6 protein-coding genes are annotated in these 12381 nt (G+C 62.3%); 5 read left to right on the top strand and 1 reads right to left on the bottom strand.

Annotated elements, in window-relative coordinates; translation table 11 throughout:
* Positions 1 to 252 precede the first annotated feature (252 nt).
* Complete coding sequence (locus AC07FD_RS38950) at positions 253 to 1833, bottom strand: glucosamine inositolphosphorylceramide transferase family protein (protein ID WP_478354126.1); 1581 nt, start codon at positions 1831 to 1833, stop codon at positions 253 to 255.
* 369 nt (positions 1834 to 2202) lie between these two features.
* Here AC07FD_RS38950 and AC07FD_RS38955 point away from each other — a divergent pair, with 369 nt between their 5' ends.
* The 5 genes from AC07FD_RS38955 to AC07FD_RS38975 all read left to right on the top strand — a co-directional run bounded on the left by AC07FD_RS38955 (position 2203) and on the right by AC07FD_RS38975 (position 12060).
* Positions 2203 to 3447: a glycoside hydrolase 5 family protein gene (locus AC07FD_RS38955; RefSeq protein ID WP_478354127.1), complete on the top strand. Its 1245-nt coding sequence runs from the start codon at positions 2203 to 2205 to the stop codon at positions 3445 to 3447.
* Complete coding sequence (locus AC07FD_RS38960) at positions 3444 to 4448, top strand: glycosyltransferase family 2 protein (RefSeq protein WP_379026902.1); 1005 nt, start codon at positions 3444 to 3446, stop codon at positions 4446 to 4448. Before AC07FD_RS38955 ends, AC07FD_RS38960 begins: the two co-directional genes overlap by 4 nt.
* Positions 4449 to 5594: 1146 nt before the next feature.
* On the top strand, positions 5595 to 7895 hold the full coding sequence (locus AC07FD_RS38965) for a family 16 glycosylhydrolase (protein ID WP_478354128.1): 2301 nt from the start codon (positions 5595 to 5597) through the stop codon (positions 7893 to 7895).
* Between the two features lie 108 nt (positions 7896 to 8003).
* Positions 8004 to 10646 carry a type I secretion system permease/ATPase gene (locus AC07FD_RS38970; RefSeq protein ID WP_478354129.1) on the top strand — a complete coding sequence of 881 codons (2643 nt, stop codon included), beginning with the start codon at positions 8004 to 8006 and terminating at the stop codon, positions 10644 to 10646.
* On the top strand, positions 10633 to 12060 hold the full coding sequence (locus AC07FD_RS38975) for an HlyD family type I secretion periplasmic adaptor subunit (RefSeq protein ID WP_478354130.1): 1428 nt from the start codon (positions 10633 to 10635) through the stop codon (positions 12058 to 12060). Before AC07FD_RS38970 ends, AC07FD_RS38975 begins: the two co-directional genes overlap by 14 nt.
* Positions 12061 to 12381: the final 321 nt, after the last annotated feature.

Genomic DNA, 12381 nt, shown 5'->3' on the forward strand with positions numbered 1-12381 from the left:
GTATGATTATACGAGCTTTACTGATGCAGACCTGAAATGGAAGGACGATAGATGGTTAGGAAAAGACAATATGTGATTAGCTCTTTTGGGGTATCCCTTCAGGTTATTTCCTGCCCATACCACCAGCGCGGATATCACGGCAGCGGCACCGATCACCTTGAGCAGCTGTATTGGCAGCGTTGCCAAAACCATTAGCCCCCGGGCCACCGTGCCCGGTCCTTCGCGGGGGGTACCTTGCGCTCGACCGCCTTGCTACGGGTAGGTAACTCCGACGCGAGACCGGCCAGGAGAGGAGTTGCCCACTGGTCCCGGGATCTCACGAGGTGCCGAGAGCGTGTCGGGTGCCAGCAGCCGATATGAGGTCGTGACCTCTCGCAAACCCCGGATATGCCCGAAAAGGTCGATCACCTCCAAGCCAGACCGGCGGTTGTAGGTGTGACACCCCAACGCTCCGGACCAAATGCGACCGACCGGGGTCTGGGCAAACTCCGACGCGCCGAGCGCATCGATCTGGCAGAACGTCACCGCGCCGCCATAGCCGCGCGCGCAGTCTTGCACCGGGCGTAGCGTGCGTCCGCCGTGTTGGATCACGGCGCCTGCGGGGCGGCTGAGCCTGGCATCGAGCAGGACGGGGTTGGCGGCATGGGGCGTCCAAGACCCGGTCAGGCTCTCGGCATGGTAGAGGCTGAGGACATCCCAGGACGTGGACCTCCACAGCCTTGGGCTGACGAAAAACCAGAAGCCGCCCTCATGCCAGAGCGGCGTGGTATCATAGCCCTCGATGCCTTCGATGAGGCAGGCCTCCCGCCTCCACCGGTAGGGGAATTCCACTGCCCTGTAGAGGCTGACATTCCTGGCCGCCCCCGATTCGGGGATCATCCAGATCTGCCCATCCTGCTCGAACACGAACGGGTACGAGAGGTGATGCGGTTCCTCCACGACGATCCGGGGTGCGCCAGCGGTCCCGTCCCGGTTCACTGCCACGACCGCAATGCACCCCCGGTTCTTCGAGTAGAGATACTGTTCGACGAAGATGAAATCCTGCCCCCGGTGCCGGAACGGGAACGGGTCGGCAAGGTAGCTGTCGGTATTTCCGGTGAGCACCCGAAAGGTTGCTTCGCCTCTGTCGAGCAGGCTCGCCGATTCATCGAAGCGCCAGCCAATCCCCCACATCCTGCCGCCCCTCGCCAGGATGTCCAAGAACTTGATTGCCTTCGATGCCACCGTGCCGGTCGCCGTTGCAAGCGCCGAAAGCGCGCCAAACGAAGTCGCTGCCGTCCGTGGACCGGGGATACCGGGCGCGATTGAACCGGTTTCCTCGCACAGGGCTTTGACGACCAGCGCCACAGCGCAGGACAGGACGCTATCGAGACTCGCTGCGAACACCTCACGGTCTGCACTGGCCGGACGCGCCATCCACGGCTGCGACGGGCGCGCCGTGTCGTGCAGGTCGACGAGAAGGTCCTGATCATTCGCCAAGGCCGCCATGACTCCGATCTCGCCCGGCACGCCGTTGAAGAGCGGCGTCAGCACGCGCCGTCCCGACGGGAGCGGCTCCTCTCCGCTCAAATCGATCACCACGTCCACTTGGTCGGCCGGAGGCGGCGGTAGGCACCGCAGCGCCGCCTCGACGGGGTCGATGGCGCCCTTCCCGCGAATGCCATAGACCAGTCGTTCGAGTTCGAGCACCAGACGGCAGACCAACGGCAGCGGCCGGCGACCGGCCGCCAAAGCGCAGGAGACTTCGTTGCCGGGCACTTCAGCAAGCGCTTCTGCCAGCCAGAGGTGCCACCGCAGCAGCCGGGACGGATCGAGACTCAGGCAAATGCGCATTGATGCTCTCGGATTTCAAAAGGACGCCAGCTCGCAGCTCCCACGAGAACCCCCTCAGGCAACCGCCCAACCTGGACTCCGCCGTAGGCCCCGCGAGCCAGGGGCGGCAGATGGAAAGCCGCGGCGCGCCCCGCGGCGCGCCCCGCGGCGCGAGGGTGGTTTCCACCTGCCGCGGTTGCGGGGGCTCGCCATGTGGGGAGCCGAACACTTGACTGGAAGATGTCTGACAGCACGGGATCCCTACTCGAGCGACCGACCGTAATCGGCCCAGCACCACTATGCCCGATCGACGCCGGCCTGTGCGAGGCCAGAAGGGGTAGTCCTTCCGGGGCTCTTGCGCTGCGCCTCCGGCAAGGGTCACGTGGAGGGATGATTGTCGACTGGCAATGGGCGAAATACGGACTGCGCAAAGCGTGGCTGTGCGCGCTCATGCTCGCGTTCGTGTCCGTTCTGGCAAGCGCGAGCACCGCGAACGATCCATCGGCAACGTCCTTCATCAAGACTTCCGGAACGAACTTCACGTTGGACGGCAGCCCGTTCTTCGTCACCGGCGTAAACAACCACTATCTGACCTACGGTTCGCGGGATGAGGTCACCCGCGTTCTCGATGACGCGGTGGCGATGGGCGCCAATGTGGTCCGCATCTTCCTCCAGCCGGTGATCGGGTCGGTCGACGGAAGCGTCGCTACGATCTGGGATTGGCGGCTTGAAGGCGATGCCAGCAATCTGGCGGCCAAGGGCACGTACCTGCTCTACTGGGATCCCAGTCAAAACAGGATGGCGATCAATGACGGCACCAACGGCATGCAGAAGGTTGATTTCCTCATCGCCGAGGCCGGCAAGCGGCACCTGAGGCTCATCGTCGCCGTCCTGGATTTCTGGGCCTACACGGGCGGCGCCCAGCAGATGCGGGCTTGGTACGGCAGCCGGGACAAGTCCACGTTTTTCTTTAACGACCCACGCACGAAGCGGGATTACCGGACCTGGGTCCGCCACGTCGTGCAGCGCGTCAACCCGCTCACCGGACTTGCCTACCGGGACGACCCGACCATCATGGCCTGGGAGCTGATGAACGAAGGCAATGCGCAGCCAGAGGCCTTGCGATTGGCCTGGACCGCCGAAATGTCGGCTTACGTCAAGTCCCTCGATCCCAATCACCTTGTCAGCTCAGGGAATGCCAATATTCTCGTGAAGCTAGCCGATTTGACGATCCCGACTCTCGATTTCGGGACCTGGCACGGCTACCCGCTCTATTACAAGCTGACGGTCCAGCAATTCAACGACATGATCACCGAGTTCTGCCAGTTGGCGGCCCGCGCCAGAAAGCCGGTGCTTCTGGAGGAATTCGGCTATGCCCGCTCCAATCGGGACTCCGCCGAGGCTTACGCCATGTGGCTTGACACGCTTGCCCGTGATCCCAGCTGCGCTGGTTGGATGGTGTGGCGGCTGGTATCGCGGCAGGACAGCGGACGCTATCCCGTCGACGAACACGACCAGTTCGATATCCGCAATGATGGAAGCGTGATCTGGAACATCCTCAAAGCCGCGACGGCCCGGGCGGCGCAGACCCGCGACACCCGCCAGGCCTCAGGAACCGTCCGGGAAGCCCAATGACCGAAGCCTCCGTTGTGATCTGCGCACACACTCTCGACCGCTGGGAGGAGTTGAAGCGTGCGGTCGGGTCCGTCCGCACCCAGACACTTGCCCCACGTGAAATCGTCGTGGTCGTGGACAACAACGAGGCCTTGCTGGAGCGCGCCGCGCGCGAGATTGCGGGCGTCACGGTCCTCGCCAATGCCAGGCAACCCGGCTTGTCGGGCGGGCGCATGACAGGAGCGGAACACAGCACGGCCCCGGTGATCGCCTTCATCGATGATGACGCCGTCGCTGACCCGCACTGGCTGGAGGCGCTGTTGGAGGCTTATCGCGATCCAGCCGTGTTGGGAGCCGGCGGCCCGGTTGAGCCGCTGTGGCAAGCGCCGCCGCCCTCCTGGTTTCCCGGCGAGTTCCACTGGGTTGTGGGCTGCACCTACGCCGGTATGCACGTGCGGGACGGGCGCATCCGCAACCCGATCGGGGCCAACATGTCGGTGCGCGCCGATGTACTGCGGCGTGCTGGTGGATTCGCGCCGGATCTCGGGCGCCGCAAGCTCGGATTCTCCGTCAGCGGCCGAGCAAGGATCGGCGGCAAGGCCGAGAGTTGCGAGGAGACGGAATTCTGCATCCGGGCCGCCGGCCTATACCCCGGGGGCTATTGGGCGTATCGGCCAGCTGCGCGTGTGCTCCACGCCGTGCCGATCCAGCGCACCACGTGGAAATACTTCGTCCACCGCTGCCTGGTCGAAGGCACCGCCAAGGCGGTGTTGACGGGTCTCGCAGGGTCCAAGGACGGCCTTGGAGCCGAATGGCGCTACGTCCAAGAGGTGCTGCCGCGCGCCGTGGCGAGCGACCTGAGAGCGGCCACGCGTGGCAAGGTCGGCGCCGCCCGGCGGGCCGGGGCGATCATGGCGGGCTTTGCCCTTACCGCGTTCGCCTACGCCACGACGCGCCTCGGCGGGGCCGCCGAAGCTTTGTCACAGCATTTGCTATCGCAGTTCCGCGCCTGGAGAGCATAGCCAGCGCCGATGCAGGCCTTGTAGGGGGAGCCCGGTTTGGCTGATACGGAAACGCTCAGAGATGGCCTTGTTGACTGGCGGCGCCGGCTCCATCGAGAGCGTCGATCTGCAACTGCCAAGCGCATGGACCGTCACTCAGCACGCGCCCATCGCAGGTAACTCGTAAGAAAGATCTCGCCATTCCACGGCGAGGCTGACTGTTAGAATGTTGTCGCCGGTCGGGACAAGCGATGCCGCATTATCGTTTGTATGTTCTGGACGAACACGGCCAGTTTATGGGCGGGGTCAACCTTGCCTGCACAGACGACGATGAGGCGCAGGAGCACGCCAGGCGGTTGGCAAACGGCCACGAGGTAGAGCTCTGGCGACTGGTTGCGCGATTCAAAATTGACAATCCGCGGGGCCGTCCGAAGCGCCCTCGCGCCGTAGGGCCACTTTCCAGCCATTTCAACAAGCCGCATAAGGCGATCGTACTTCCGCCTTGGACTCGGTTGCACGTCCTGGCGCCGTTCAGATCTTGAAAAATATGAGGCGATGCAGGCACGTTGGGGTGCGGCTCTTCGATCACTTTCTATATTAGGAGGTGTTAATACGTTTTTAACCTAGCCTCATTCTCGCCTCAAACGGCGGTAAGGTCGCTTACGTTATGTGCATCGCCCTCAGATGATCAGTTCATATTGGTGCAAGTATGGTGTGTGTGTGTAAATAATTAAGGCAGCGGAAATGCCTGCGTTTGCTTAGGGGCGCAGGTGGAATGAAAACAAAAAAGACGCAATTAACTAAGGGTTTACTGTGCTTATACCATACGGCAAGCTCGGCGATACGCCCGCCGAAGAAACTGCGCTCGACTTAAATCCAGCTGCAGCTCGAACCGTTGAACTCCTTCCCTCCGTCGACTGCGACACCATTTATGGTTTCAAGGAGGAAGGCCCGACGAGCCTTCCCGTCGATAAAGCTTACCTGCGATGGCGAGTTCAACGTTAATTCCGCGCGGCAACAATGTCTGCGGCCAGGACTTTCAAATCCAAATCTCCGCTTTTTGAAATCCGTTCGCGGCGCCTAGCTGCGAGCACGTGACATGTCGCGCACCTTGGCGATGCGCGGCAGTGGAATTCCCTATTTTCAACGCCAAAGAAGGATCACGGAATGGCTCTTTCCACACCCACAGGCTTTGCTTCCAGCGACCTCGTATTTGAGGAAAACTTCTCCGGTACGGCGCTCGATAGCGACTGGCATAACTACATCACCAGCAATGCCGCCAACGGCTGGGCCTGGAATAGCAATGGATCAGGTGGGAGCGGGCCGGGCGGGGCGTATGATGCCGACTACGATATGCCGAGCCAAGTGTCCGTGAGCAACGGGCTGCTGGATCTCAACGCGATCAAACAGCCCGTCAGTGGTATGAACCAGGGAACCGCACAGACATTCCCGATCACGTCCGGCGCGGTCAGCAGCTATGGCAACTTCGAATTCAATGGCGGCTACCTTCAGATCAGCATGAAGGCGCCGAGCGGCGACGGCGCGTGGCCGGGCCTCTGGCTGATGCCTGGCAAAGGCGCAGGCACCAGCGGCGACAATTTCGAGATCGATATGCAGGAGGGTGGATACACCGGTTCGGGACCGGCTAACCAGGCGTTCTCCTACCACCTCCACACGCGGTCAGGGACGGTCGGCGGTGTGGTCGACAGCGGCATCGACCTCACGGCCGGATTCCATACCTACGGCATCAACTGGGACCCCGGTAAATCGATCACCTGGTATCTCGACGGGAAACAGATGGCACAAGTGACCAGCGCGCAGGTGCCGATCCCGAATGAACCGATGCAATTGATCATGAGCAATCAGGTCGCGAATTCCAACGCGGCCGGATGGCACACGGCTCTCGATAGCTCGACCCCATCGTCGATGCACATGCAGATCGATGGCGTTCAACTCTATCAGAAGGCGGGCAGCGGCGACACCGTCACGGGTGCCAACGTCTCTCCGTCGACGACGTCAACGATCCAGCCGGCAGTGACGCAGGTCGCCGCCTTGCCGGCAACGGGAATCGAGCATGCCGGCGATGCCATCACATTGACGCTCGGCTTTAACAAGGCCGTGACCGTCACGGGCACGCCCGCACTGTCGCTCAATGACGGCGGAACCGCCAGCTATGTCAGTGGCTCGGGTACGAACGCGCTCACCTTCCGCACCACGGTCGCGTCGACCAACACGAATACCTCGGCGCTCGCCATTACCGGGGTCAATCTTCCGAGCGGCGCGAGCATCAAGGATGCATCCGGTGTTGCGGCGAGCCTCTCGGGCGCGGTGAAGACGTTCTCCGGTCTCCAGATCGATCCGGTCTTGCCGGCGGTGACGCAGGCCACAGCCTCTCCGGGAACCGGCACCGAGCACGTCGGAGACACGGTCACGCTGACACTCGGCTTCAACGAGGCCGTGGCGGTGTCGGGCACGCCGACGCTATCACTCAATAATGGCGCGACCGCCACCTATGTCGGCGGCTCCGGGACGGGTGCGCTCAACTTCCGCACGACTGTCGCGTCGACGGACACCAATACCTCGGCGCTCGCCATCACCAGGGTCAATCTGCCGAACGGAGCGAGCATCAAGGACGCGAGCGGTGTCGCTGCGAATCTTGCGGGCGCAGTGAAGACGTTCTCCGGTCTCCAGGTCGCGACGTCATCGACAGCCCCAACAACCCCAACGACCCCAACGACCCCAGCCACCCCAACCACCCCGCCATCGATCGCGCCGGTCCTCACCATCGCGGATCCCACGCTCACGGTGAACGGGCTGGGCGGTACGGTCGACCTGGGGGTCAAGGTGACAACGACCGACCCCAACGATGTCGTGACCGTGAACGTGACGGGCTTGCCGAAGTACGAGACGATCACCGACAAACTCGATGGCAAGACGTTTAGCGGTAAGAACATCACCTTGACGGCCGCGCAGGTCGACAGCGGACTGACGCTGCAATCGAACTACAAGGGCGCGGCTCATCCGGTGGCGACACTCACGCTGACGGCAACGGCGAAGGACCCGGTCACCGGCGCCATCTCGACAGCTTCGCCGAAGACCATCGCCGTAACGGATCCTCGGCCTGCGACCACCACAACGTCGCCGCAGACGATCGCCCAGACGGATCCTGAGCTTGCTCCCGCTACGTCGCTAAGGTCCCTGGCAACCCAGGGCTTTGCGCTGCTGAACGAGCATAGGGACCTGGTCGCCGGCGCCGCCAGGACCTTGGCGCCGCAAAACACTGCCATGGCGGATCATCCGCTTGCGACCGGCACGGCCACAGCGTCTCTGGCAAGCCAGAGTTTTGCGCTGCTGAACCAGTATCTGGCTGGTCACTCCGGCCGGGTCGATGCCGGTCAGATCGTGGCGTCCTTGTCGAATGGAGCCAACTGGAATCAGGACTCGTACCTGACCAGACCGCAGCATTGATCGACGCCGCACCCAGGGGCTTCAGCGCCTGGGTGCGGCACCGTCAGTTTGTGAATGCTGAGAAGGAAGATCGAACGCGGACGTCTATCCGCGAAGGGTTAAGCCAGTATGGCGATGCAGAACGAGAATGCCCACGCCGCAGACCTTGGACTTCGAGCCTTGGCTCTGTTCCTGCGCCTTCATGGCGTGAACGCTGAGCCCGACCAGATCCGTGATGGCTGTGGCGGCGGCAGTGCAGTCGGCATCCGCGCGATGCTTCGCTGCGCCCGCCAGTTCGGGCTTAAGGTCGGTTCGCGCAAGACACATTGGAAACGACTGGCGAGCATCCGGTTGCCCGGCATCGCTTCGCTGCATGACGGCGGGTTTCTGCTTCTCGGAAAGGTCAGCGACAAAGGCGCGGTTGTGCTGTATCCAACCTCGTCGAATTCGAAGATGATCACGCGCGCGGAATTCGAAGCAATCTGGGACGGCCGTTTGATCTTGGCTGGATCACAGAACGTCGTGCAGCGAGCGCTTCATGCCCTTATTGGCATAAGTGTCCGCGGGCGTGATCTGGTGCGGCGCGCCTTGATGCGTCCGCGTTTCGCCGATCAACGCGATCCACCCGTCGAGGTGGCGACCACCGCATCCGAGAGCGGCGATGATTCAGGGCTCATTGCCTTGGCGATATTGCTGCGTTGCCATGGCATCGCGGCCGACCCGGAGCAAATCCGGCATCGGATGGGCGCAGCGCGAGTGGGTGTTACCGAAGTCCTGCGCTGTGCAAGAGATTTCGGACTCAAAGCGCAGGCACAGAAGACGAGTTGGAATCGGCTTGCAGTTACGCCGCTGCCGGGAATCGCCGTGCTTCGGGACGGTGGATTCCTGATCCTCGGCAAGGTCGTCGACGACACGCTCCTCGTTCAGCGCCCATCGTCGCCGCAACCCATTGCAATGAATCAGGCCGAACTCGAGGCTATCTGGGGCGGCGACATTATCATGATGACCCGGCGCGCGGCCCTGACGGATCTCTCTCGACGGTTTGATATCGGCTGGTTTGTCGGCGCAGTCCACAAGTATCGCCATCTTCTCGGCGAAGTGCTGGTCGCGTCCTTCTTCCTTCAGGTTTTTGCGCTTATCTCACCGCTGTTCTTCCAAGTGGTCATCGACAAGGTGCTTGTGCATCGAAGCATCAGCACGCTCGACGTTCTGATCGCAGGTCTCGTCGCGGTGACCGTTTTCGAAGCTGTTCTCAGCACGCTTCGCGTCTATCTGTTCGCGCACACGACGAACCGCATCGACGTCGAGCTCGGCGCCCGGCTGTTTCGTCACCTGATGGCGTTGCCGATCGCATATTTCCAGACACGCCGCGTCGGCGATTCAGTCGCCCGCGTCCGCGAGCTCGAGAATATCCGCCAGTTCCTGACGAGCTCGGCGCTCACGCTTGTCATCGATCTCGTCTTCACCGTCGTTTTCCTTGCGGTGATGTTCTACTACACGACGCCGTTGACGCTGATCGTTCTGGCGTCGTTCCCATTCTACATCGGCATTTCCGCGGGAGCTGCGCCGCTGTTTCGCCGGCGCCTTGATGAGAAGTTCAATCGCGGCTCGGAGAATCAAGCTTTCCTGGTCGAGACCGTCACGGGGGTCGAGACACTGAAGGCCATGGCGGTCGAGCCGCAGATGCAGCGCCGCTGGGAGGAGCAGCTGGCCGCCTATGTGACCGCGAGCTTCCGCGTGCTCAGCCTGAACAATACGGCGAGCCAGGCAGTGCAGATGATCAACAAGCTGGTCGTCGCCGCAACCCTTTATTTCGGTGCCAGGCTCGTGATCGGCGGCGACCTGACCGTCGGCGAGCTCGTCGCATTCAATATGCTGGCCTCGCGCGTGAGCATGCCGGTGCTGCGGCTCGCGCAGATCTGGCAGGATTTCCATCAGGCCCGCCTGTCGATCGATCGTCTCGGCGACATCCTCAACACCATTCCCGAGCCAAGCTTCAATCCTGGCCGCGCCGCGCTGCCGGCGATCCGCGGGCAGGTGACATTCGAGCATGCGACTTTCCGCTACCGCGTCGACGGCCCCGAGGTGCTGCACGACGTGTCGTTCAGCGTCGAGTCCGGTCAGGTCATCGGCATCGTGGGCTCCTCGGGCTCCGGCAAGAGCACCATCGCCAAGCTGATACAGCGGCTCTATGTGCCGGAGAGTGGACGCGTGCTGGTCGATGGCGTCGATCTGGCGATGGTCGACCTAACCTGGCTTCGACGCCAGATCGGCGTCGTCTTGCAAGAGAATGTGCTCTTCAACCGATCCATTCGCGAGAACATCGCGCTCGCTGATCCGGCTATGCCCATGGAGCGCGTCATTGAAGCGGCATCGCTCGCCGGCGCTCACGATTTCATTTTGGAACTGCCCGAGGGCTATGACACCGTCGTTGGCGAACGCGGGAGCAGTCTTTCCGGCGGGCAGCGCCAGCGTGTCGCAATCGCTCGGGCGCTCATTACCGATCCGCGCATCCTCATCCTCGATGAGGCGACCAGCGCCCTGGACTACGAAAGCGAGCGCGCCATTCAGCAGAACATGAAACGAATTTCCGCCGGCCGAACTGTCTTCGTCATCGCTCACCGGCTCTCGACCGTACGCCACGCGAACCGGATCATCACGATCGAGCATGGCCGCATCGTCGAGGACGGTAGCCATGATGACCTGATCCGCTCGAACGGGCGTTACGCAAACCTCCACTACCTGCAGGCGGGCATTCATGAAGTCCGCTAGCCGAAACATCGTCGCATTTCCGAGAACCCAACTTCGCCGCCACGAGCACGAAGTTGCGTTCCTGCCGGCGGCGCTCGAAATCACCGAATCGCCGCCGTCGCCGATCGGGCGCGCGATCGCGGCGAGTATCATCGCGGTCTTCTGCTTCGCGCTGGTGTGGGCGTCGTTGGGCAGCGTCGATATTGTCGCAACCGCGATGGGCAAGATCGTGCCAGGCGGGCGCACCAAGCTGATCCAGCCATTAGAGACGGGCGTTGTCCGCGCTATCAACGTACGCGATGGACAGAGCGTGAAGGCTGGCGACGTCCTGATCGAGCTCGACCCGACCATGACGGACGCCGACCAGGAACGTCAGAAAAGCGATTTCCTTTCGGCCGAACTCGACGTCGCGCGGCTGCGTGCAGCGCTCGCGGAGGATCCGCTTGCAGCCTTCCGGCCGCCGCAGAGCGCGAGCGCCGCGGAGATCGAGATGCATCGTCAGTTTCTTGTCAGTCAGCTCGCCGAACAGAACACCAAGCTCGCCGAGATCGATCGCGAGCAAACTCAGAAGGAAGCGGAACGATCGACCACCTTGGCGGCCGGCGCGAAGCTCCAGGCGACGATGCCGCTGCTGCAGGAGCGAGTCGACATTCAAAAGAAGCTCGTCGACAAGGCACTTGCTTCGAAGGTCGAATATCTCTCCGAGTACCAGGAGTTGGTCGGCCTTCAGCAGGATGTCAACCTGCAGCAGAGCCGGCTGCGCGAAGCCGATGCAGCCATCGCGTTGCTAAAGGAAACGAGGAAAAAGACTACCGCGGAGTATCGGCGCGCGACCTATGAAGCACTCGCGAAAGCCGAGCAGAGGGCTGCGAGCGCTGGGCAGGAGGTGATCAAGGCCGAGCGACGCACGAAGCTCCAACAATTGACCGCGCCGGTCGATGGCGTGGTGCAGCAACTCGCCGTTCACACGGTGGGAGGCGTGGTGACGCCTGCTCAGCCACTGGCCGTCGTGGTTCCGAGTGAGAGCCATCTCGAGATCGAGGCCATGCTCTCCAACCGAGATATCGGATTCGTCCACCCGGGACAGAAGGCGGAAATCAAGGTCGACACATTCAACTTCACCCGCTACGGGCTTCTTCATGGAGAAGTGCTCAGCGTGTCATCTGACGCCATAGCTCGCGACAGGCAACAGAGCGCGTCGAACGACCGTGCGCCGGGCGCAGCGCAGAGCGACAGTGAGCCGAGAGATCAGGAACTGGAATATGCCGCGCGCGTTTCGCTTGACCGAACGTCCATGCAGGTAGATGACAAGCTCGTCAAGCTCGGGCCGGGCATGGCGGTGACGGTCGAGATCAAGACTGGCACGCGCAGTATCATCGGCTACTTTCTCTCGCCACTGGCGAAATATAATCAGGAAGCGCTACGAGAGCGGTAAAAAGCAGCCGACGAACCTTCGTCCCCTCCCCTGAATGCCATTGAGAAGGCCAGGCGTCCGAAACGCCTTTCGTCGACCTTTTCGCGGAACTGGAATTTGAACGCGGTCAGCGGCATCTTGCAGACCACCCTTGTCGTCAGCGCCCGAGCAGGACGCACGAGACATCCTCTCGGCTGTCGGCAGGCATGCTCCTATTGGATGAGTGGGTGCGAACCGGGGCGTTAGGGCTACCCCAATTCGCGAAGGGGCCTTGGGTACGGCAGCGTGCTAGGTGTGGAGCCTCAACAGGTTGTCCCCGGTTATGGCGAGGCGACTGATAGG

The organism is Mesorhizobium waitakense, assembly GCF_056431085.1.

Excerpts from the sequence above, each read along its gene's own strand:
- AC07FD_RS38950 (WP_478354126.1), bottom strand. The coding sequence starts at position 1,833 with ATGCGCATTTGCCTGAGTCTCGATCCGTCCCGGCTGCTGCGGTGGCAC.
- AC07FD_RS38955 (WP_478354127.1), top strand. The coding sequence starts at position 2,203 with ATGATTGTCGACTGGCAATGGGCGAAATACGGACTGCGCAAAGCGTGG.
- AC07FD_RS38960 (WP_379026902.1), top strand. The coding sequence starts at position 3,444 with ATGACCGAAGCCTCCGTTGTGATCTGCGCACACACTCTCGACCGCTGG.
- AC07FD_RS38965 (WP_478354128.1), top strand. The coding sequence starts at position 5,595 with ATGGCTCTTTCCACACCCACAGGCTTTGCTTCCAGCGACCTCGTATTT.
- AC07FD_RS38970 (WP_478354129.1), top strand. The coding sequence starts at position 8,004 with ATGGCGATGCAGAACGAGAATGCCCACGCCGCAGACCTTGGACTTCGA.
- AC07FD_RS38975 (WP_478354130.1), top strand. The coding sequence starts at position 10,633 with ATGAAGTCCGCTAGCCGAAACATCGTCGCATTTCCGAGAACCCAACTT.